21 protein-coding genes are annotated in these 20429 nt (G+C 55.2%); 9 read left to right on the top strand and 12 right to left on the bottom strand.

Going from position 1 to position 20429, the window contains the following annotated elements; genetic code table 11:
• The first annotated feature begins 49 nt into the window (after nt 1-49).
• On the top strand, nt 50-1033 hold the full coding sequence (locus ACW17M_RS01655) for an alpha/beta hydrolase (RefSeq protein ID WP_022521274.1): 984 nt from the start codon (nt 50-52) through the stop codon (nt 1031-1033).
• 72 nt (nt 1034-1105) lie between these two features.
• Here ACW17M_RS01655 and ACW17M_RS01660 read toward each other — a convergent pair whose 3' ends face one another.
• Nucleotides 1106-2008, bottom strand: a complete 903-nt coding sequence (locus ACW17M_RS01660) for a LysR family transcriptional regulator (RefSeq protein WP_009286202.1) — start codon at nt 2006-2008, stop codon at nt 1106-1108.
• 140 nt (nt 2009-2148) lie between these two features.
• Between ACW17M_RS01660 and wrbA the strand changes: the two genes are divergently transcribed.
• The gene (wrbA, locus tag ACW17M_RS01665) at nt 2149-2760 is read left to right on the top strand and encodes an NAD(P)H:quinone oxidoreductase (RefSeq protein WP_022521275.1); all 612 of its coding nucleotides are present in this window, start codon (nt 2149-2151) and stop codon (nt 2758-2760) included.
• Nucleotides 2761-2775: 15 nt separating this feature from the next.
• Nucleotides 2776-3411, top strand: a complete 636-nt coding sequence (locus tag ACW17M_RS01670; RefSeq protein ID WP_022521276.1) for a DsbA family oxidoreductase — start codon at nt 2776-2778, stop codon at nt 3409-3411.
• 77 nt (nt 3412-3488) lie between these two features.
• Here ACW17M_RS01670 and ACW17M_RS01675 read toward each other — a convergent pair whose 3' ends face one another.
• The gene (locus ACW17M_RS01675) at nt 3489-4799 is read right to left on the bottom strand and encodes an esterase-like activity of phytase family protein (protein WP_027957963.1); all 1311 of its coding nucleotides are present in this window, start codon (nt 4797-4799) and stop codon (nt 3489-3491) included.
• Between the two features lie 219 nt (nt 4800-5018).
• Here ACW17M_RS01675 and ACW17M_RS01680 point away from each other — a divergent pair, with 219 nt between their 5' ends.
• Nucleotides 5019-5597, top strand: coding sequence for an NADPH-dependent FMN reductase (locus ACW17M_RS01680; RefSeq protein ID WP_022521278.1), 579 nt, complete (start codon nt 5019-5021; stop codon nt 5595-5597).
• Here ACW17M_RS01680 and ACW17M_RS01685 read toward each other — a convergent pair.
• On the bottom strand, nt 5594-7126 hold the full coding sequence (locus ACW17M_RS01685) for a YifB family Mg chelatase-like AAA ATPase (protein WP_457546803.1): 1533 nt from the start codon (nt 7124-7126) through the stop codon (nt 5594-5596). The genes ACW17M_RS01680 and ACW17M_RS01685 overlap by 4 nt on opposite strands.
• Before the next feature lie 207 nt (nt 7127-7333).
• Between ACW17M_RS01685 and ACW17M_RS01690 the strand changes: the two genes are divergently transcribed.
• Nucleotides 7334-7666: a type II toxin-antitoxin system PrlF family antitoxin gene (locus ACW17M_RS01690; RefSeq protein WP_027957950.1), complete on the top strand. Its 333-nt coding sequence runs from the start codon at nt 7334-7336 to the stop codon at nt 7664-7666.
• A 179-nt stretch (nt 7667-7845) separates the two neighbouring features.
• On the opposite strand, the gene ACW17M_RS01695 is transcribed toward ACW17M_RS01690, so the two are convergent.
• Nucleotides 7846-8316 (bottom strand): OsmC family protein, encoded by a 471-nt coding sequence (locus ACW17M_RS01695; RefSeq protein WP_081742675.1) that lies wholly within the window; start codon nt 8314-8316, stop codon nt 7846-7848.
• Between the two features lie 63 nt (nt 8317-8379).
• Here ACW17M_RS01695 and ACW17M_RS01700 point away from each other — a divergent pair, with 63 nt between their 5' ends.
• Nucleotides 8380-8985 carry a GntR family transcriptional regulator gene (locus ACW17M_RS01700; protein ID WP_233974130.1) on the top strand — a complete coding sequence of 202 codons (606 nt, stop codon included), beginning with the start codon at nt 8380-8382 and terminating at the stop codon, nt 8983-8985.
• A gap of 102 nt (nt 8986-9087) precedes the next feature.
• On the opposite strand, the gene ACW17M_RS01705 is transcribed toward ACW17M_RS01700, so the two are convergent.
• From ACW17M_RS01705 to ACW17M_RS01735, 7 genes are all read right to left on the bottom strand, one after another.
• Nucleotides 9088-9588 (bottom strand): GNAT family N-acetyltransferase, encoded by a 501-nt coding sequence (locus tag ACW17M_RS01705; protein ID WP_027957948.1) that lies wholly within the window; start codon nt 9586-9588, stop codon nt 9088-9090.
• Complete coding sequence (locus ACW17M_RS01710; RefSeq protein ID WP_027957947.1) at nt 9585-9872, bottom strand: type II toxin-antitoxin system TacA family antitoxin; 288 nt, start codon at nt 9870-9872, stop codon at nt 9585-9587. The genes ACW17M_RS01705 and ACW17M_RS01710 overlap by 4 nt, the downstream gene beginning before the upstream one ends.
• 86 nt (nt 9873-9958) lie before the next feature.
• Nucleotides 9959-10849 carry an ABC transporter substrate-binding protein gene (locus ACW17M_RS01715; RefSeq protein WP_041157292.1) on the bottom strand — a complete coding sequence of 297 codons (891 nt, stop codon included), beginning with the start codon at nt 10847-10849 and terminating at the stop codon, nt 9959-9961.
• A gap of 170 nt (nt 10850-11019) precedes the next feature.
• Nucleotides 11020-13122 carry a TonB-dependent siderophore receptor gene (locus ACW17M_RS01720; RefSeq protein ID WP_457546804.1) on the bottom strand — a complete coding sequence of 701 codons (2103 nt, stop codon included), beginning with the start codon at nt 13120-13122 and terminating at the stop codon, nt 11020-11022.
• A gap of 157 nt (nt 13123-13279) precedes the next feature.
• Nucleotides 13280-14278: a helix-turn-helix transcriptional regulator gene (locus ACW17M_RS01725; RefSeq protein ID WP_457546805.1), complete on the bottom strand. Its 999-nt coding sequence runs from the start codon at nt 14276-14278 to the stop codon at nt 13280-13282.
• A gap of 49 nt (nt 14279-14327) precedes the next feature.
• A complete protein-coding gene (locus ACW17M_RS01730) occupies nt 14328-16505 on the bottom strand; it encodes a TonB-dependent receptor (protein WP_231500632.1) in 2178 nt (725 codons plus the stop codon).
• Between the two features lie 143 nt (nt 16506-16648).
• On the bottom strand, nt 16649-16996 hold the full coding sequence (locus ACW17M_RS01735; RefSeq protein WP_022521302.1) for an accessory factor UbiK family protein: 348 nt from the start codon (nt 16994-16996) through the stop codon (nt 16649-16651).
• A gap of 344 nt (nt 16997-17340) precedes the next feature.
• Between ACW17M_RS01735 and ACW17M_RS01740 the strand changes: the two genes are divergently transcribed.
• The 3 genes from ACW17M_RS01740 to glnK all read left to right on the top strand — a co-directional run bounded on the left by ACW17M_RS01740 (nt 17341) and on the right by glnK (nt 19501).
• Complete coding sequence (locus ACW17M_RS01740; RefSeq protein WP_007112359.1) at nt 17341-17679, top strand: P-II family nitrogen regulator; 339 nt, start codon at nt 17341-17343, stop codon at nt 17677-17679.
• 45 nt (nt 17680-17724) lie between these two features.
• Nucleotides 17725-18972, top strand: coding sequence for an ammonium transporter (locus ACW17M_RS01745; RefSeq protein ID WP_009286189.1), 1248 nt, complete (start codon nt 17725-17727; stop codon nt 18970-18972).
• Between the two features lie 190 nt (nt 18973-19162).
• Nucleotides 19163-19501, top strand: coding sequence for a P-II family nitrogen regulator (gene glnK, locus ACW17M_RS01750; protein WP_027957942.1), 339 nt, complete (start codon nt 19163-19165; stop codon nt 19499-19501).
• Nucleotides 19502-19651: 150 nt separating this feature from the next.
• Here the strand turns inward: glnK and ACW17M_RS01755 are convergent, their stop codons facing one another.
• Complete coding sequence (locus tag ACW17M_RS01755) at nt 19652-20428, bottom strand: ferredoxin--NADP reductase (RefSeq protein ID WP_007112363.1); 777 nt, start codon at nt 20426-20428, stop codon at nt 19652-19654.
• Nucleotide 20429 lies beyond the last annotated feature (1 nt).

The raw sequence follows: 20429 nt of genomic DNA on the forward strand, positions 1-20429 counted from the left end.
CATCAGCCGTGCCTAGGTCAAAGGACAATGGCGTTATGGAGAAACATCGATGAGTGATTTCCAACATCTGGAAGGCTTGTTTCGCCACGCCTCGGGCGATACCGCCCTTAGCCGCCTGTTGCCTGGGGAAGTATTGGCAAACGCCATGCAAGACTATTTCCACCACTATGGCTTGGAAGCACTGCTGTTAGATACCAGTGAAGTGCATGCAGGCTTTATCGATACGGGGCGCTTTGCGCTGTGGTGCCAAGTGTGGAGCCCCCCGCAGCCGGTGGGCACTGCCTTTGTGGTACATGGCTATTTCGATCATATGGGGTTATATCGCCATTTGCTTGAACGCCTGCTGGCTAAGGGCTGGCGAGTGGTGCTGTGGGATCTTCCCGGCCACGGCCTTTCCAGCGGTGCGCGGGCGGCAATAGAAGATTTCGATGATTATCAGCACTGCCTGGCTCACTTGCAGATGACTCTAAAGAGCCAAGGCATGGCGCCTGAGCCGTGGTTAGGCGTGGGCCAGAGTACCGGTGGGGCGATTCTGGCTACCGATGCACTCACCCGTCGTGGGGCTTCCGGCTGGTCGGGTTTGGTGCTGCTGGCGCCCCTGGTGCGGCCTTGGGGATGGAGCCAAACCAGCTGGCTGCACTTGATTGCCAGCCCGTTTGTAAAAGAGTTGCCGCGTAAATATCGCCCCAACTCTACCGACGAGCAGTTCACCGAGTTTCTACGCGAGGGTGACCCGCTGCAGCCCGAGCGTTTGAGCGTTGCCTGGGTGAGCGCCATGCGCCGCTGGATGCCTCGCCTACTGGCCCAGGAGCCCAACCCGCTGCCTACCCTGATACTCCAGGGCGAGCAGGATTTGACCGTTGATTGGGAGTGGAATTTAGCGATTTTGGCGAAGAAGTTTCCCAATGCCGAAATTCACCGCCACCCGGAAGCTCGCCACCACTTGGTAAATGAGGCAGATCCCATTCGTGAAGTGCTGTTTGAAGCGCTGGATAATTTTGTAGATGGGTTTGTCGATAGTGTTAGTAAATAACGTCGGCAATTCCAGACCCTAGAGGCATCCCTGGATCTAGGGCCCTGTTCTACCCTCTCAATGAGCCCTGCTTTACCCCCAGGGCGGTGTGCCGCCGAGCTGATTTACCATGAAGTCTACAAAGCAGCGTACCTTTGGCGAGAGGTAGCGGCTGGCTGGATAGAGAATATAGAGGCCTTGCTCAGGGGGGCGGTATGTCGGCATTATTTCAATCAAGCGCCCAGCCTTGAGATCCGCACTGACTACGAAGGTCGGGGTTAGAGAAATGCCCATGCCCGCAAGCAGCGCTTCTCGCAGGGCGATGCTGCTATTGGCGGTCAGGGTTGCTTTCACTCGCTGTTCGATAGTCTGCCCTGCATAGCCAAGGCGCCACACTTCCGGTGCGGCGCCCAGGCTGTAGAGCAGGCATTTATGCTCAGAAAGTGCTTGAGGTGTTGTCGGTTCGCCGAATCGCTCAAGATAGCCTGGCGAGGCGCACAATACGCGATGAATGCTTTGTAGTCGGCGTGCGATCAGTGATGAATCTTCCAGTGGGTCACCGGCACGTAAGGCGACGTCGAATCCTTCCTCCACCAACGCTACGCGGCGGTCATTCATAACCAGTTCGATGTTGATTTCCGGGTAGCGCTCGGCAAATACGGGGATCAAAGGCGCGATATGCAAAAGCCCCAGCGACATGGGGCAGTTGATCTTAAGAGATCCCCGCGGGATTGCTTGGTGAACTCCCAACGCTAGCTCGGTTTCTTCAATGTCGTCGAGGATGCAGGCGCAGCGTTCGTAGTACGCCCGCCCCGCATCGGTAAGGCTCAGCCGCCGGGTGGTACGCGTCAACAGCGTTACCCCAAGGCTGGCCTCCAGTTCCGCTACCTGTTTACTCACAGCGCCGTTGGAGAGCCGCTGGTCGTTCGCGGCCGCAGAAAAGCTCTGCAGCTCTACGACTCGCCGAAAGGTGCGCATTGCCGTCAGCTTATCCATGCATTGTTTCCAGTAAGGAAAATATCATTTTCGAATACTACTGATTATCTCTATTTAAACAAAGCTTATCCTGGGATTCATGGCGTCGACGAGATCGCCTACTCAGAACGTATTCGAATAGCAACGCATGGAGAATCACGATGACCCGGGTACTAGTCCTTTATTATTCAACCTATGGCCATATCGAGACGATGGCTGACGCTGTAGCGAAAGGCGCGGCCAGCATCCCTGGCACTGAAGTGACCATCAAGCGCGTGCCAGAACTGATGCCAGAAGAGGTCGCCCTCAAGGCGGGGGCTAAATTGGATCAGTCTGCGCCTATCGCCGAGCCGAGTGAACTGGCTGATTACGATGCCATTATTTTCGGCACGCCCACTCGCTTTGGCAATATGGCCTCCCAGATGCGCAATTTCTTAGATCAAACCGGTGGACTCTGGGCTAAGGGGGCGCTTATCGGCAAAGTTGGTGCAGCATTCACTTCCACCGCGAGTCAGCATGGAGGTCAAGAGAGCACCCTATTGTCCTTCCATACCACCTTGTTACACCACGGCATGGTCATCGTGGGGGTACCTTATTCTTGTCCCGACCTTACGACGATGGACGAGATCAGCGGAGGCACACCCTATGGCGCATCAACCTTGGCGGCGACAGATGGCTCGCGGCAGCCGTCGGCGGTAGAGCTGCGCATTGCTGAATTTCAGGGTCAGCACGTGGCATCCATTGCGCGTTCGCTCAGTTCACACAACGATTAGAGGGGGAGGTGAGACATGCATCCATTAAAGGTGGTGTTTGTGCACGATGTTGTTTGCGGTTGGTGTTACCTTCTCTCTCCCCGGCTGCACTCGCTTGCCAAGCAGTTGAACCTGGATGTGCATCACCAGTGCTTTACGCTTCAAGCAAGTAGAGAAGCCATGCTAGAAGCCTTCGGCTCTATGGGTGATGCCAAAGAAACAATTCTCGGTCATTGGGAAAAATGCGTTGCCGCAGAGGATACCCCGCGTATCAACATTGATGGTATGCGTGCCCAAACCTTCGAGTATCCTCACGGGATGCCTGGCGCGCTGGCGTGTAAGGCGGCTGAAATGCAGGCAGGTCAACAAGGGCACTGGCGTATGTTTGATCGTGTTCAGTACGCGCACCTGACGGAGAGCCGCAATATCGGTGATAGCCAGGTGCTGCGATCACTGGCTGAAGAAATCGGGCTCGACATGGTTCGTTATGATCTAGACGTGCTCTCGGAAACAACTCAGCAGGCGGTGGAAAAGGATCACCACCTCGCGTCCAAGTTGGGAGTTCAGTCGGTGCCGACATTGATTGTTGAAGACAGATGGCTGATTAATGGTGCGCAACCGATAGAAAGCCTGCGTCTCCAGTTACAGGAAGTCCGCCAGCATATTGGCTGAATTTGTCGAGAGATTGCTGACGTTTTAACGTGAGGCTAGGGTCATAATTGAGCGCCCCGGCCCCACGCTTGCTCACATTACTGGGCGTTCAGGAAGTCCTCTACATCGAGCAGTATTAGCTCATTATCATCGGCGCGGCCTTGCTGGCGGCCAATCGAGAAAGGGTAGTTGTTGTCATTGGCGACCACGATGGTGCTCTCATCGACACGATCCACGTTCTCAATGGTCACAAAGGGAAAGTTAAAGGTGCCGTTGATCGTGCCGCGCGGTGCAAGGCCCTCTGGATCCTGGATGTCCATCAAGTCGATATAGGCGATTTTCTCAAGCACACCCTGCTCGTCCGTACGTTCGAGATCGACGAGATAGATGCGTTTGAACTCGGCAGGGTTGTCTGCCCACTCTTCTCGCGGGTCGCCCTGGCGGCTATCACGCTCGATGATCAAGCCGCGAGTTCCGCCAATGAGGTTGAAATCGCCGATGGCGTGATCCGCTGATTCCAAGGGGTAGTAGCGGGTTGTGTCGCCCCATTCGCCGGTTTTAGTGTTGAGCTCGAACATTCTTAATACGGGGGTGCCATCAATCGTTTCCGGGGCGTTGGCGTTGCTATCCCAGATGGGCTTTTCCAGTAAGGGGTAGAGGGTTGTTTGGTCTTCGGAGAGCGCCATGCCCTCATAACCACCGGAGCGAAACACCCTCACATCATCAGCGAGAGGCGCGCCAGGGTTCGGGGTGAGGGCAAAGGCATTGTCGGGGGAGCGCATCAGCGTCCCACCAGGATTGGTGGCCAGCACTTGCAGAACTTCGCCCTGATTATCCACCTGGATAATCCACGGGCCAAACTCATCGCCAATCCAGTAGCTATCGCCCACCGGCTGTATCGATTCAATATCGAAATCAGCCCCGGTTAAAAAACGACCAGGAGTGGCTTCATTCATAATCGGGAAGGGCACCTTGCGGTTTGGATCCGAGAGTTGAACGGTTTCCTCGATGATGACACGCCCAGTGTCCCAGTCGGTCTTTATGATGTTAAACATCAGAATGACGTCGGAGGAGTTCGCCTTGGAGCCAAAGCCGTTATCGGTCAACACCAGGAAACGGTCATTGCCAAGTGAGCGAATACCTGAAAAACCCTGCAGGGGCTGGCTGGGGAAGGGTAGCGCTAAGCCGGTGGCTTGCATGTTCGTATACAACTGCTCAACGCGGCCCTCTTGGCCAGTAAAACGGCCTGAGACGTTATAGTGCTCAGCGGCACCGGAAGGAGCTGCCACAAAGGTGCTGCCGGGTAGCTGGGCATGGCCGGACAATGTGGCGGGAAAACTCTGCTGGGCGTGTGCCGCACTGGTAAACGCAAAGGCGAGTAGAGCAGTCGCTAGTAACGGCTTTGTCATCACTATTTCACCATTTCGGAGGAAAAATTAGGGCAGGTGCAGCTTTTGCTAATTTTCATCCGTAATAGTGATAGTTGAATGACAAAGTGCAGACGTTTTAATGGCAGCAGGGTTTCACGTCGAGTCTGGCCCTGAGTCGTAAAATACGTCTTGCTCAACAGGCGTAAATATTAATAAATGGTGTGGCTTTCAAATACATTATTCAAAGAGGAAATGGCAATGGGATCATCGGTCAAAAAGGTACTGGTCTTTGCAGGCAGTGCCCGAGAAGCGTCACTGAACAAGCAGCTAGCCAAGCTGGCCGCCAAGCGTATTGAGGCGCTTGGCGGGGAAGCAACCTTTATCGATTTAAAAGATTATCCCTGCCCACTGTTTGATGAAGATATTGAAGCCCGGGGCGTGCCGGAGAATGTGCTCAAGCTGCGTGAGATTCTGGCGGATCACCAGGCAGTGATGATCGCTTCGCCAGAGTACAACGGCTTTATCACGCCGCTGCTGAAAAACACACTGGACTGGCTGTCACGACCTTATCAGGATACGCCGGGGCTCAAGTTATTTGCCGGTAAGTGGGCAGCGCTGGTGGCGGCTTCCCCTGGTGGGCTAGGTGGCATCCGTGCGCTACCGCTTGGTCAGCAACTGTTAGCCAATCTGGGGTTGGTCGTGCTGCCACAGCCATTGTCGCTGGCGAAAGCTGGCAGCGCCTTCAACGATAGCGGCGCGTTACATGATGAAACCACGGGGCAGAAGCTGGATGCGCTGTGTCAGCGCCTAGTGGACTCACTGGCCGCCACCCACTAACCGTCCGGCTTTCGGGGGCTTACGCCCCCCTTTAGCATCCGATCCAGCTGTCGGTATCCAATCGCCTCAATTAGATGCGGCTGGGTGGGTTTGGGTTCGCCCTGAAGGTCGGCAAGGGTCAGGGCTACACGTAGTACGCGGTGATAGGCACGGGCGGAGAGCTTGAGCTTTTCGAGTACGCCCGCCAGCCAAGCGCGCTCTTCATCGTTAAGTGCGCAGGCGGCCTCCAGGGCTTTGCCGCTTAGCTGGCTATTTAATGCGCCACGGGCCATTTGGCGTTCTCGGGCGGCCATCACCCGCTCACGCACGGCTTCTGACGACTCGCCTTGGGTTTGTGCGGTGAGCTGCTCTGGCGGCAGTGCGGGCACTTCTACCTGTAGATCGATACGGTCCAGCAGCGGCCCGGAGAGCCGCGCTTGATAGCGCTGGATTTGGCTGGCGGTGCACTGGCAGCGTTGGCGTGGGTCGCCCAAGTGGCCGCAGGGGCAGGGATTCATAGCAGCTACCAATTGAAATTGAGCAGGGTAGCGACGTTCATGACTGGCGCGTGCGAGATGAATCTCGCCGGTTTCCAGCGGTTGCCGAAGTACCTCTAGCACATGGCGGGAAAACTCCGGCAGCTCATCCAAGAACAGCACGCCGTGGTGGGCCAGCGAAATCTCACCGGGTTTGGGTTTTGAGCCGCCACCTACCAGGGCGGCGCCGCTGGCACTGTGATGGGGTTGTCGAAATGGCCTTTTGCCCCAGTCTGCTTCCAGCGGTAGCCCGCAAACCGAACGCACGGCAGCGACTTCCAAGGCATTCTCCTCGGAAAGCGGCGGCAGAATGCCCGGCAGGCGGCTGGCCAGCATGGTTTTGCCGGTGCCAGGAGGGCCTGCAAACAACAGGTTATGCCCCCCGGCCGCAGCGACTTCCAGCGCCCGGCGCGCCTGCTGCTGGCCGCGCACATCGGCGAGGTCATCCACCGGGGCGGTGGTTTTCACCGAAGCGCTGAGTTTGTGTGGGGAGATCTTCTCTTGGTCGAGTAGGTGAGCTACTACCTGCCAGAGAGTATCGGCAGGCAGCACCGGCAAATCGCCTGCTAGGGCGGCCTCATCGGCGCAGTCGCGGGGAATGATCAGTGCTTTTTTTGCCCGCCGGGTGGCCAGGGCAAAGGGCAGTATGCCCGGCACCGCGCGCAGTTTGCCATCCAGGGCCAGCTCACCAGCGCACTCCATACCTTCCAGCGCTTCCACGGGAATTTGCCCGGAGGCGGCGAGGATACCTAGGGCGATGGGGAGGTCAAAGCGGCCGCCCTCCTTAGGTAGATCGGCGGGGGCGAGGTTTAAGGTAATACGGCGGGTATTGGGAAAATCAAAGCCCGCATTAACCAGTGCACTGCGCACCCGTTCGCGGCTCTCTTTTACCGCCGTTTCCGGCAAGCCCACTAGCGTTAGCCCCGGCAAGCCGTTGGCTAGATGCACCTCAACATGCACCGCCGGTGCATCTAAACCTACGCCTGCCCGCGTGGCTACAATGGCTAGCGTCATCGCCTTTCCTCGCTGTTTTTAGGTAAAACTCTAACCCGAATGTAAGCGAAATCTACATTACCTTAAGTACTTAACCTATCGTAATTAAGAACGCTTTGGTAGCGCTTGAGTGGCCGGTTTAAAATAGTTGGGCAGCTTGTCGAGGTAATGCGGCTGCCTTAAATTATTGCGCATCACTTTTGCATTGCCACTAATCGGAGAGCGATGATGAGCACTCCCATTGCAGATCACTCTACTCTGACGGATCGCTATCAAACGACTGTTCCAGCATCGATTCGCCGGGCGCTAAAGCTGAAACGGCGAGACCGTATCCACTATTCCGTCCGCTCGAATGGTGAAGTGGTGTTTTCCCGTGCCAGTAATGAGACTAAACATGGTCCTGTGATGGTTAATTTTCTTAACTTTTTAGAGCGCGATCTTCTGGTGTATCCAGAGAGCATTTGTCCTGTTACCGCAGGTAGTTTTGTCGAGGTCGAATGTCTCATCGCAGGCATGGAGGCAGACCTCGAAGAGGTGCTGGAAGAGAATGATGACGAATGAAATCTCTAGCGGTGAATGGATGGACAATCTATGCCCATCCGATGTTTTGGGAAAAAACCGAAATGCTCGCCGCGAAGGTGAAACGGCTGTAAAGATTCCGTCGTCAATTAGGCCAACGCGTAGACGAGCAGAGTAGAACGGTTGATACAAGCATCATCCAGTCGTGGAAATGCTATTAATTAGCTTCCCTCTGTAGTGAAGGTGGGCTCGTAGTTCACAGGAAAATTTATTGATCGTGCAATAAAGCAAACCTCATGTATCCGGTGGTGGATGGCTTCTGCAGCTTGTAAATCAGTCCCTGTCTTCACCGTTATTTGAGGACGCAAAGTAGCGGATGAAAAACGCCCTGCTCCTCCTCGTCCGACCTTTCCTAGCCCGACAGGGTCATCGGCATAAGATGTAACCACGATGCCTTCATCGGACGCATAATGCAGATACCAGAGCATATGGCAGGCAGACAATGCTGATAGCAAAAGGTCTTCTGGATTCATCTTTGTTGGATCACCACCTAGAAGTGGGTCATTAGAACAGTGAATGACAGACTTACCAGCTATGGAAATATCCCAAGTCCGATCAAAATCGTGGTAGCCAGTCGTACCGTTCCCACGACTTCCAGTCCAAACAACATGTGAAGAATATTCATGACCCATGGTTTTGTCTCTTGGTTTTGATAGTATGTATACATGTATACACTTGCGTTGAAGGGAATGACAATGGGTCTTGTCGAAAAAATTCGAATGGAAATTTTAGAAGGACGGTATGCCCCTGGATCGATGCTGCATCAGGCTGCGCTTGCCGCTAAATATGAGGTCAGTCGTATACCTGTGAGAGATGCTTTACAGGCTCTTGCCACGGAGAAGTTAGTCCATGTCATTCCAGGAAAGGGAGCCCGTGTCATCTCTTTAACGTCCGAAGAGCTAGATGAGATCTATGACCTTAGGGTTACACTTGAGTGCGACCTTCTTGAGCGCGCTATCTATCTAGCAAATAACAGTGATCACACGGAAGTTAGCTATGCACTCAAAAAGTCATCCCTGGAAGCGGGACGCCCGGGATGGCAAACAGGAGATTGGCAATTTCACCGAGCGCTTTACTTACCTGCGCGTAGACCGCGTCAGCTAGCCATTGTCGAGGAGTTGCGGACTAGCTGTGCCTTGTATGCTAGCAATTATGAAGATTTATCATCAGAAACTAACCGCTGGTTAGATGATCACGAGGCAATCGTTCGTGCGTTTGTAAATGGTTTGATCGAAGAGGCCAGCTCCATCCTACGCAGTCACATTATCGCTTCACGCGCTAAGTTAGGCTCTAGTGGCTAAGTATAGGCTGGCAAATAGGTTTTGTCGGAGAGGAAGTTTAATGGAAGGAAAACATACGCTAAGACGATTTGGCTACTACTAATAAATTCTGAGGCAATACATTCAGATGGATTTAAGCGGAAGGAATAGGCGTTGGCTGTCTGAACTGAGAAGCGAGAAACCAAACTGTTCATAAAAGCGCTGTGCTCGCTCATCAATAGCGTCGACTACCATGGCGTAAATGGCGATCTCATCGCTGACAGCCAGCGTTCGCTTAATGGCATCGACCAGCAACATTTTTCCCACCCCGTGGGTCTGGGCGCCTTTATTAACCGCTAACCTGCCGAGCAGGGCTGCTGGGATAGGGTGCCGCGGGAGTTTACGAGCGAGGTCTTGGGGCAATTGCCCGAGTTCAATCGACAGCGTGGAGAGCGTGTAATAGCCCACAATGCTTGTTGGCTGCTCCACCATTGTTGCCACAAATACCCGACTGACACGACGCTTCACATCAAGGCGCGCCTGTTTTTGAATATAGTTATCCAGTGAGGGTACGCCGCAGTGAAACCCTGGCCTGTAGTGATCGCTGTTCAGTGGTCGTATGACCAGGTTTGTATCATCGGTCATTGGCTAGTGACACGCCGGTCATGCTCCTCGAAAGCGGCTGCCAGTTTTTTGTTAAAGCTAACCGGCTTATCCAACGCATGGAAAAAGGCTTCAGCGTCTTGGCTGTTTAGACTCATGGCTTCATGCGCATGAATGGTTTTTTCGGCATGCGCTAACGCGCTGGTCAGAATGAAATTGCTGACGGTTTTCCCTTCGAAGCTTGCCGCGCGTTCAAGCGCCATTTTGGCGCTATGTTTCAACCGGAGATTAATACGCTCTTGTTTGGCATCGGTGGCTACGTTCATGACGGATTCCTGATGTGGTTCATCTAGAATAAATGTACGTCAAAATGGTGCCTTTTTCAATTTGATGTGATCGAGGTATCCGCGGGCTAAAACGCTAAATCCGCTGGCGCAGCCTCTAGCGCCGTAGTCAGCTTCCGGGCAAAGCGCTGGGCGGAGGGAAGTGCGCCGAAGCTCCATACCGGCGGCAGGTGAACTATCCTGTTGTGCCTGACACTGGGGAGCTGCTGCCACAGGCCGCTTTTTGCAAGCTTCTCTTCGACTCCTGTGGGCAGCGGGTCGATGATCACCAACGTTGCCTCGGGGTAGCGCGCCAGCGCTTCAATCCCTACCAGCGCAAATCCCCAGGCATTTGTGGATTGATCCCAGGCATTGGGGAGGTCGAGCTGCTCCAGAACGGCGTTGTACAAGCTGTTTTCCCCAAACACCCGCACGTGGCGGGCATCCATAAACTGCACCATCAGTAGCGGCGCGATTTCTGACTGTGAGAGGGGCCGGGATTCGCGCAGCCTGGTCATCAAGGCCTGGGTTTCTTCAATAAGCTGCTCGGCCTGGGGCTGGCGCTCGGTTAACTCGCCCAGCTGACGGGTCAGGGTTTGCATTTCCTGCCAGGTATCGGTGCCGGGGGAGTAGAGCGAGAATGAAGTGACCGGGGCGATGCGCTCCAGGCGCGGTGTCAAACCGGCAAACATGGGCGAGATCAGCGTCTGTTCTGGTGGCACTTGAGCCAGCAGTTCCATATTGGGCTGGGTACGTAGCCCCATATCGGTGACACTGTCGGGTATATGGGGCTCGCCCACCCACTCCTGATAATCGCTTTGCTGAGCCACGCTGCTAACCGGCGCATCAATCGCCAGCAAGGTTTCGGCAATCGTCCAGTCCACCGTGGCCCACTGCGCCTGGGCAGTAGAAACGCTCAGCATACAAACGGCGAACAGCCCGCAGCGCGCGAGCAATGAGAACAGGTTGGTGTGGCACATGGTGGTGAGAGGCCATCCAGAAAATAAGAGCTGTATTTAAACGATAATATTTATTGTTTGCAAACCTGCATTCAAGAAAAAAAGCCCAGGCACAGTGGCCTGGGCAGGTTAGGTTACAATAAGTTAATAATGCTTAGACAAGGGCTTGAGCCGTCGCCTAGCACGAGCGTTTAGAAACGGTAGTGAACACTGGCGGTGACGCCGCGCTCGGCACCGAAGTAGCAGTACTCCAGGGAGTTGCAGGAGGCCACGTACTCTTTATCCAATAAATTGTTCACGTTTAAACGTGTTTCGACCCCTTCTACGCCGAGTTGGCTGAGGTCGTAGCCAATGGTGGCATCCACCAGAGTGTAGTCGGGCACGGTTTCGGTGTTGGCCCGGTCAGCGGCGATATCCGCGTAGTGACGCACGCCGACACCCATGTTCACGCCGTTTAGCCAGCCCTTGTTGGCCTCGTAGTGGCCCCAGAGCTGCACTTGGTGCCGTGGGGAGTAAATCGCGTTGTTGCCCTGGTTGCCATCATCGCTTTTGGCGTAGGTGATGTCGGTGAAGCTATAGCCTGCCTGAAGCGAGAGGGTATCCGTTAGCTGGGTTTGCGCTTCCAGCTCCAGCCCTTGGGATTCGATCTCCCCCACGGCGCGGTATGGGTCGGTGGGCTGCTCTTTGGTGGCGACGTTCTCCTGGCCGATATGGAACAGCGCCGCGCTGTACTGGCTTTGGCTACCGTTAGGCTGGTATTTGACGCCGGTTTCCCACTGTTCGCCTTCCATGGGCTGGAGCAGATCGCCACTCTCATCCACGAAACTGGTGGGGGTGAACGCGGTGGAGTAGCTCAGGTAGGGTGCTACGCCGTTATCGAACAGGTAGACCACCCCGGCGCGGCCACTGAACTGGGTGTCGCTAAGGGAGCTGGTATCACCGCTATCTCGGTTGGCATTGTCGATATTGACCCAGTCGTAGCGGCCACCCAAGGTGAAGCGCCAGTTATCGAGGGCTATCTGGTCTTGCAGGTACGCCCCGGTCTGGTCGATCTCATGGCGTTCGCGCACCGGGGCGTAAAACTCGATGGGGTCGCTGCCATAAACCGGGTCAAACGCATTGAGCGGCGGGAAATACCCAGTGGGCCACGATACGTCGTTTTCCCGCTGCTGGTAATCCACCCCGAACAGCAGTGTGTGATCCATAAAGCCGCTGCTGAGGGTGGCTTCAAGCTGGTTATCGAGTGTCCAGGCTTCCAGAGATTCATTGCTGCCGGAGTAGTAGCGGGTGAGTTCATCAGACGTCGGTGACGTCCAACCAAAACCGTAGACCTGATTGAGCACTACGTCGGAATTGAGGTAGCGCATCAATTGACGGCCGGTCACCTGGTCGTTGAAGCGGTGTTCCAGAGCGTATCCGAACATGCGCTGGGTTCGCTCGTAGGTGTCGTAATCCTCTTCACCATCAAAGAAGTTGTTGCTGATCTTGCGGCCATTATGGGCGACCACGGCCCCCTCATAGGGTACGCCGGAGTGGTAGCCACCTTCGGGTTCATCCTGTAGGTAGGCTTCTACGGTTAGGCTGGTGTCATCGGTGATATCCCAGGTGAGCCGGGGCGCAATGGCGTAGCGCTCCTCTTCTGCCGGGCCAAACTGGGTATCCGCGGCGCTGGCAATCCCGGTTAGGCGAAAGGCCACCCGTTGCTCTTCGCCAATAGGCCCGGTGAGGTCAAAAGCGGCGCTGCGCTGGTTATTATTACCCACTCGAAAACGCAGCTCACCGCCCTGTTCAAACTCTGGCCGCTTGCTGTTCAGGGCGACCACCCCGCCAGGGGAGGCGCGGCCATAGAGCACCGAGGCGGGCCCGCGCACCACTTCGATGCTTTCCAGAAACCATGGGTCAATGCGCATACTGCTATGGGAGTTGGCATCACCCATTACTTTCAGGCCATCCAGGAAGGTATTGCTCAAGCTGCCGTCAGAAAACCCGCGCAGTACCAGGTAGTCGAAACGGTTGGAGGCGCCTACCTGATTGCTGTAAACACCGGGCGTGTAGTCGGTGGTTCGCTGCACGGTACTTACCCCGCGGGTATCCATCTGTTCGCGGGTAATCGTGGAAACACTCTGGGGTATTTCGATCGTCGGCGTTTCCACTTTGGTGGCAGCCTGCTGGGCAGTCACCGTGACGGTGGCTAACTCGGTGCTCTCTTGAGCGTATACCGGGGAAACAGCCAGTGCCGAGAGAACGGCGGCGCTAAGCGGAGAGCGTAGAAAACGGTGATGGGGGATGAGCATGGAGGCACCTGCAATAAGCATCAATTAACCAATGTGTTAATGAGAATTATTGCGCTTAATGGCTACTGAAAGGTATGCGCAATGACAAAGGGAGTATGCGTACTGCCAAAAAAAGTCCAACAGAGGAACTTAGCGCTCCAAAAACAACCCTGCGGCTTTAATGGCGATGGTGTACTTCATGGGGCGCAATGCCAAAAGCGCGCTTAAAGGCGGTGGCAAAATTGGTGGCGTGGCGGTAGCCACAGGCGTGAGCGGTTTGCTGCACGCTATAACCTTTGCGTAAGTAGTCTTGAGCTTGGGTCAGGCGACAACGTCGTAGGTAGTCGAATATCGAGCAGCCGTAACAGCGGTGAAACTTGGTGCGTAGGCTGCTCGGGCTCATCGCGGCATTGCGGGCCAACTGCTCAAGCCGATAATCCTGGCTGGGGGAGTGTTCGAGCTGCTGACGCAAGTGCTCCAGGCGTTGGTGGTCGCGCTGGGTTAAACCCGACGGCAGGCTGACTGCTTTTCCTTCATCGCTGGACTCAAGTGAGGCGGCAGGCAGCCCATGAGCTAACAACTGGAGCGCGAGCCCCTGCCATAGCAGGCGCTGCCGCTCTATTGACCAGTTCGAAGCCAGTGCTGCCTCCAGGCTATGAATAAGGAACTGCGGCACCTGCCAGGTATGCAGTACGGGCGTTGCCGGAGGGGCAACATTGATAGGCGAAGAGTTAATGGGCGAGAAAGAGAGAGGCTCTGTGCAAGCCAGAATCGATACGTTGAGAATGCGCAATCGTTGTGGCGCGGGCTGGAAGACCTCAAGCCCGGTCTGCTCGTTGAAATGGGCACTGAAGGCATCGCCGGCCTGCAACTGAAACGACTGGCGCCCTAGGCCGACTTGGATATGGCCTTCGAGTATCACGCTGAGAAACCACGGCGCGGCATGCCGGGAAGTGGAGGCGTAAGCGTGCAGGACATCAAGATCAGAGTGTGTCACCCGCAGTGTGGGGGCTACCTCGACGTCCATCACCCGCCCATGGGCAACACAAGGCGCTGGCTGGGAGCGGTCGGGCGCTTCGGGAAAGCGGTAGTCGATCCCGAAGCGCTGACCAATAGCCAGCAGGTCATGGGTGGTCAGTGGTACGCAAGATGGCGTTATTGAGCCGAGTGTAGCCATCCCCGTTACCTCACCCTTGAGCGGTTGTCAGCGAGTAGCGAATCAGCACTTAGTACTCCATTGACCAGTTCAGGGTGTAAGTACGCCCGCGGCCCTGGTAGTCGTAGAGGTACTCTGGGCCGTAGTAGGGCGAATAGAACATGGCGGCTCGCTGACCCCAGACGGTGGAGTACTGATCATCCAGCAGGTTCTGCACTCCCAGGCTTAAGGTGCCAAAATCGGTTTCCTGGCTGAGCGATAAGTCGAGGGTGGTATTGCCATCGATCTCGCGGTCGGCATCGTCTTTCAGGTCGAAGTTGTGGTTGGCCTGCAAGCGAGCCGAACGTACATAGTCCGTCCAGCCAATAAAGGCAGTGGCGGAAGAGAGCGATGCATAGCGGGCGTCACGCTTCTCCCACTCCCCTTGGTCGTTCTCCTGCTCGGAACGCACCAGGTGCAGAGTGCCCCCTGCCTCCAGGCCATTATCAAAGTAACGGGTCACGGCGCTTTCCAGGCCGAAGTCGCGTTTCTTCTCATCGACGACGCTGACGCTTAAATCCTCGGCGTTCTCTACCGCTTTGTCCGACCAGGCGTAGTAAAGCGCTGTTTGGGTCGTCCAGTTGCCACCCTGGTAGCGCCAGCCTAGCTCTATCTGATCCGTCTCGATGGCAGATAACGGGTTGTTATCGACACTTACGCCGGGGCTCTTGCCGTAATATTTGGCAGGATCTGGCAGTTCGAAGCCCTGGCTAAACTGCAGCCAGTTCTGGTGACCGTTGCCGTAGTCGTAGAGGGCGCTGGCATTGAAGAGCGTTGCTTCATAGTCATTCTCGCCGCCAGGAATCCCCTGGAATTCATCCACTTCGACGTCCATATGCTGCTGCCGCAACCCTGCGGAGAGCTTGAGCGCCTGGGTGGCCTGCCAATCGCCCTGGAGGAAGCCTGAAAGCCCGTCCACTTGATAACCGGGGTAGCGGGGTTCAACCCCTGATGCCTGTTGCACCAGGCCGCCGGAGGCGTCCGAGATGTTGGTATCGAACAGCATCTGGCTGGCATCGAAAGTTTCACGATCCAGATCGAGGCCGTAGGTTAGCGAAACGTCATCACCCAGGCGCGATTCAAACAGCGCTTTGATGCCGCTTAAATCGGTGTTTTGTTGCGAGGCGCGAAATTGCAGGCCGTCGGAAATTGGGTAGGGAAATGCCTGGAAGCTGGACTCCTCCTCCCGGTGGAACGCCTGCAGGTAGAAGTTTTGCCCCCACAGGTTGGCGTGGTGATAGTTGACGTTGACGAGCTTACGGTCGGTTTCCGGATCGCGCTGTGAACGGTAGCCATCGCGAATTTCGGCATCGTTCAAGTTGGGCGTGGCAGCGTCGAGGTTGGGAAAGTAAACACCCCGGTCACCTTCATAACCTGAACGGTACAGCTGGGCACCCAGTTCCAGACTCTGTTCATCGGTCAAGCGGAAAGAGAGGTTGCCCAATACATCAATGCTGCGATTATCCTGTAGGTCGGTCTGGGCGATATCGGGAAAGATTTCCTGGCCGCTGCCGTCATAGTGGCGGCCGTTGTCGCCAATGGCGGTACCCAGATAGCCTTGAACCCGCTCGTTACCACCGCTGATGGATTGTGCGAGGCGTCGATCTATGTCATCGCTGTTGTTGAAGCCGGTGGTGATGCCTGCTTCAGTACGCCAGTTCAGGCCTTCTTCACCTTTGCGGGTAATGATATTGATCAAGCCCCCCGTAGCACCGCCGCCATACAGGCTGCTGGCGCCGGAAAGCACTTCCACGCGCTCAATATTGAAGGGATCGATGGCATCGAACTGTCGGGAAAGCCCACGGGAACTGTTCAGCGATACGCCGTCGATGAGCACCTGCACGCCCCGGCCTCGCATGTTTTGCCCATAATTGGTGCGCCCTTGAGGCGCCAGATCCAACCCCGGTACCAGATGCCCCAATGCTGTCTTTAGGTCTGCACCATTGCGGGTCTGCTGTTGCAGCATCTCTTTGTCAATTACCCATACAGCACCGGGAATTTGACTGATCTGACTAGGAGTGCGCGATCCAACAACCACCATGGTCTCGTCGGCGCTAGACGCAGTATTTTGGGCGAAAACGCCATTGGAGAAGCTCAGTAACAGGCCGGTGCCAACAAGCCCAGATATTGAAACAGACGACGGCGAAAAGAAAGGCTTTGCAAAAGGCAGCTTTGCAACAGATAGGTTTGATAGTGACAGGGCGTGCATAGTGAACAATCCGCAGACGGTAAGAAAATCAAATGCGGAGAGTATCACCACGAAAAACAAAGTCAACGATAGTGATTCGTATTTATTTTGCGGTGCGCGCAGCAATAGGCCATTTCCCTATTGCTGCTAATGAAGCTTGAACGTTAAGCGGGTTTATTCTTCTCGTCTTCTGCATCTGATTCCGGCGCATGCTGCTCTGGAACTGGTGGGGCTTCAGCTTCGAGCGGCGTGGACGTCGTTGGCGCGGAGGCATCAACGGCTGCTTCAAGGTTAGCGACTTGGCGCTCTAACGCCTCTACCCGCGAACGGGTGCGCTGCAGTACATCCATTAAAATGTCGAAATCTTCCCGTGAGACAAGCTCCAGGCGGTCGAAGGCGCCACGCACGACTTGCTGCACGCCCTTTTGAATATCTTCTGGCGCCTGGGAGGCGTTTTGTAAACGGTCACCAATCTGCTGGGCCAAGCGGCTAATACGGTCTTGAGGCGCCATCGTTCTCTCCTAGATAAACCTGCTTTAAATATTGCTTACCGGTAAGGATACGCAACAGTTGGCGAATTCGCATGTATCGCGTGCTTTTACTGCTTAACCCAGGGTGTGCATCGAAATAGAGCAGGCTACTTTTGCTTACGCTCTTTTTTGGTGCAATAGCGGTGGTGTGAGAATGGATTTGCTCAGATTTAGCGCTGAGCTGCACTTTTGATGACGGCTAATTGGCTGACTTATAAGCAAAAAAAGTCAGCTGGCACAGTATGCGCATTATCGGTTCAGGTGCTTATTCTGGCGGCTGTGCCGCTACCAATCTAGCAGGACTTATCCAGCAGGGGAGATCCGGGATGAAACTCATCACCGCTATCATCAAGCCATTTAAGCTCGACGACGTTCGTGAGGCATTGGCCGACAACGGCGTTCAGGGCATTACGGTCACTGAAGTTAAAGGTTTTGGCCGTCAGAAAGGGCATACCGAGTTGTATCGTGGCGCGGAGTACGTCGTCGACTTTCTACCCAAGGTAAAAGTGGAAGTGGCCGTAGACGACGCCCGTTTGGAGAGCGTATTGGATGCAATCTGTAGTGCGGCTAACAGCGGCAAGATCGGTGACGGCAAGGTGTTTGTGACACCGCTTGAAGACGTTATTCGGATTCGGACAGGCGAGCGCGGTGCAGACGCCGTTTAACGCTGCTTTTTCGGATCATTTCTATAGTTCAACGGGGAACTTACAATGAATGAGTTGACTGATCTGAGCTACGCGCTCGATACGTTCTACTTTCTAATTTGCGGTGTGCTCGTCATGTGGATGGCGGCAGGCTTCTCCATGTTAGAGGCGGGCTTAGTACGCTCCAAAAACACCGCTGAGATCCTGACCAAGAATATCGCGCTGTTTGCCATTGCCTGCACCATGTATCTGCTGGTGGGCTACTACATCATGTACTCCAGCAGCGCTGGCGGCTTCCTGCCCAATCTGGGCTTCTTGATTGGCGCTGAAAACAGTGTGGATGCGGTTACCGCAGGCGGCGATGACGCGCCCTACTACTCCATGCGTTCTGACTTCTTCTTCCAAGTCGTGTTCGTGGCAACCGCCATGTCAATTGTGTCGGGTGCCGTCGCTGAGCGTATGAAACTGTGGGCATTCCTGGCCTTTGCTGTGGTAATGACCGCGTTTATCTATCCGGTGTCTGGCTACTGGACTTGGGGTGGCGGCTGGTTGTCTGAAGTGGGCTACTCTGACTATGCGGGTTCCGGCATTGTGCACCTTGCCGGTGCGGCGGCTGCGTTAGCGGGTGTGATCGTGCTAGGCCCACGTAAAGGTAAATACGGTAAAGACGGTTCTATCCACGCTATTCCAGGTGCCAACATGCCGCTGGCAACGCTGGGTACCTTCATTCTGTGGATGGGCTGGTTCGGTTTCAATGGCGGTTCCGAGCTTAAACTTGCGGCTGTCGATTCTGCTAACAACGTGGCACAGGTGTTTGTAAACACGAATGCAGCAGCGGCAGGTGGTGTGATTGCGGCACTGATCCTGGCCAAACTGTGGTTCCGCAAAGCTGACCTGACCATGGCATTGAACGGTGCCCTGGCTGGCCTGGTGGCCATCACCGCCGATCCGCTCTCTCCGACCGCACTGAGCGCTACCATTATCGGCGCGATTGGCGGCATCATCGTGGTCGCAGCCATCGTCACCCTCGATAAAGTGAAGCTGGATGATCCGGTCGGCGCGATCTCGGTTCACGGTGTTGTCGGTATCTGGGGCGTGCTGGCAGTGCCGCTGAACAATGACGGCGCATCATTCGGTGCCCAGATCATCGGTATCGTAGGTATCTTCGCTTGGGTATTCCTGGCCAGCCTGGTGGTATGGCTCATCCTGAAAGCCATCATGGGCATCCGGGTTAGCGAAGAAGAAGAGTATGAAGGCGTTGATATCGCTGAGTGCGGTCTCGAAGCCTATCCCGAATTTGGCATTAAGAAATAAACAGCGGCATTAAGAAATAATTTAATGCTGACCTAGTGAGCAGGCGTGCTCCTTCTGGCCTCCCCTTAGTGGGAGGCTTTTTTATTCTCTGCCGATAGCGGTGTATGCTGGTAGTTAGCGGTTAACGGCTGCAACATTAGCAGCCGTTCAACCCGACCCCATCATGGCCACCCAGTTAGAGGATATGGTAATGAAATTGATCACAGCGATTATCAAGCCGTTTAAGCTCGACGATGTACGCGAGTCGCTCTCCGATATCGGCGTTCAGGGTATTACGGTGACGGAAGTGAAGGGCTTTGGGCGCCAGAAAGGGCATACCGAGCTGTATCGTGGTGCTGAGTATGTGGTGGACTTCCTGCCCAAGGTGAAGCTGGAAGTCGCCGTGGACGACGACATGGTCGAGCAGGTGATTGATGCCATCACCCAGGTGGCGAACACAGGTAAAATCGGCGACGGCAAAATCTTTGTGATGCCGCTGGAGCAGGTGATTCGTATCCGTACTGGCGAAACGGGCAAAGACGCGGTTTAAACGCTGGTGAGTTGTAAGTGGTAAGTAGTAAGTAGCACAAAGCCCCTGTGGAGCATCTCCAGCAGGGGCTTTGTATGAGTGATGCGATCATTCTTGCGGCTAAACTTTTTTCTTTTCACCACTCACTCATTACGATTCACTATTTACGTCTCACTTCTCGACAAACGCACGCTCGATGACGTAGTCGCCCGGCTCGCCCATGCGCGGCGAGATATTCAGACCCAGCTCGTCAAGTAGCGCGCTGGTATCGTCCAGCATGGCGGGGCTGCCGCAGATCATCGCGCGATCCTGGCGCGGATCAATGGGCGGCAGGCCGGTGTCTTCAAACAGCTTGCCCGTACGGATATGGTCGGTTAGGCGCCCCATGGTGTGGAACTCTTCCCGAGTAACGGTGGGGTAGTAGACCAGCTTTTCAGCGATGTCTTCACCCAGGTATTCATGAGCTGGCAGCTCTTTGGTGATAAAGTCGGCGTAGGCTAATTCAGAAACTTCCCGCACACCGTGAACCAGCACTACCTTCTCGAAGCGCTCGTACACTTCAGGATCCTGGATCAGGCTCATAAACGGCGCCAAGCCGGTACCGGTGGAGAGCATGTAGAGGTTGCGGCCCGGCAGTAGGTCATCGCATACCAGTGTGCCGGTGGGCTTGCGGCTAACCATGATCTGATCGCCTACTTTCAGGTGCTGAAGGCGTGAAGTGAGCGGGCCGTCGGGTACTTTAATGCTGAAGAACTCAAGGTGGTCTTCGTAGTTGGGGCTGGCAATGGAGTAAGCGCGCATCAGCGGCTTGCCGTTCACTTCCAAACCAATCATCACGAACTGACCGGTTTTGAAACGCAGGCTGCGCTCGCGGGTGGTGCGGAAGCTGAACAGGGTATCGTTCCAGTGATGGACGCTAAGCACTTCTTCCAGAGCAAACTTACTCATG

Source organism: Vreelandella sp. 2A-K22 (genome assembly GCF_054065485.1).

Bases quoted from the DNA above. Each gene is read 5' to 3' on its own strand.
- ACW17M_RS01655 (WP_022521274.1), top strand. From the start codon at position 50: ATGAGTGATTTCCAACATCTGGAAGGCTTGTTTCGCCACGCCTCGGGC.
- ACW17M_RS01660 (WP_009286202.1), bottom strand. From the start codon at position 2,008: ATGGATAAGCTGACGGCAATGCGCACCTTTCGGCGAGTCGTAGAGCTG.
- wrbA (WP_022521275.1), top strand. From the start codon at position 2,149: ATGACCCGGGTACTAGTCCTTTATTATTCAACCTATGGCCATATCGAG.
- ACW17M_RS01670 (WP_022521276.1), top strand. From the start codon at position 2,776: ATGCATCCATTAAAGGTGGTGTTTGTGCACGATGTTGTTTGCGGTTGG.
- ACW17M_RS01675 (WP_027957963.1), bottom strand. From the start codon at position 4,799: ATGACAAAGCCGTTACTAGCGACTGCTCTACTCGCCTTTGCGTTTACC.
- ACW17M_RS01680 (WP_022521278.1), top strand. From the start codon at position 5,019: ATGGGATCATCGGTCAAAAAGGTACTGGTCTTTGCAGGCAGTGCCCGA.
- ACW17M_RS01685 (WP_457546803.1), bottom strand. From the start codon at position 7,126: ATGACGCTAGCCATTGTAGCCACGCGGGCAGGCGTAGGTTTAGATGCA.
- ACW17M_RS01690 (WP_027957950.1), top strand. From the start codon at position 7,334: ATGAGCACTCCCATTGCAGATCACTCTACTCTGACGGATCGCTATCAA.
- ACW17M_RS01695 (WP_081742675.1), bottom strand. From the start codon at position 8,316: ATGGGTCATGAATATTCTTCACATGTTGTTTGGACTGGAAGTCGTGGG.
- ACW17M_RS01700 (WP_233974130.1), top strand. From the start codon at position 8,380: ATGGGTCTTGTCGAAAAAATTCGAATGGAAATTTTAGAAGGACGGTAT.
- ACW17M_RS01705 (WP_027957948.1), bottom strand. From the start codon at position 9,588: ATGACCGATGATACAAACCTGGTCATACGACCACTGAACAGCGATCAC.
- ACW17M_RS01710 (WP_027957947.1), bottom strand. From the start codon at position 9,872: ATGAACGTAGCCACCGATGCCAAACAAGAGCGTATTAATCTCCGGTTG.
- ACW17M_RS01715 (WP_041157292.1), bottom strand. From the start codon at position 10,849: ATGTGCCACACCAACCTGTTCTCATTGCTCGCGCGCTGCGGGCTGTTC.
- ACW17M_RS01720 (WP_457546804.1), bottom strand. From the start codon at position 13,122: ATGCTCATCCCCCATCACCGTTTTCTACGCTCTCCGCTTAGCGCCGCC.
- ACW17M_RS01725 (WP_457546805.1), bottom strand. From the start codon at position 14,278: ATGGCTACACTCGGCTCAATAACGCCATCTTGCGTACCACTGACCACC.
- ACW17M_RS01730 (WP_231500632.1), bottom strand. From the start codon at position 16,505: ATGCACGCCCTGTCACTATCAAACCTATCTGTTGCAAAGCTGCCTTTT.
- ACW17M_RS01735 (WP_022521302.1), bottom strand. From the start codon at position 16,996: ATGGCGCCTCAAGACCGTATTAGCCGCTTGGCCCAGCAGATTGGTGAC.
- ACW17M_RS01740 (WP_007112359.1), top strand. From the start codon at position 17,341: ATGAAACTCATCACCGCTATCATCAAGCCATTTAAGCTCGACGACGTT.
- ACW17M_RS01745 (WP_009286189.1), top strand. From the start codon at position 17,725: ATGAATGAGTTGACTGATCTGAGCTACGCGCTCGATACGTTCTACTTT.
- glnK (WP_027957942.1), top strand. From the start codon at position 19,163: ATGAAATTGATCACAGCGATTATCAAGCCGTTTAAGCTCGACGATGTA.
- ACW17M_RS01755 (WP_007112363.1), bottom strand. From the start codon at position 20,428: ATGAGTAAGTTTGCTCTGGAAGAAGTGCTTAGCGTCCATCACTGGAAC.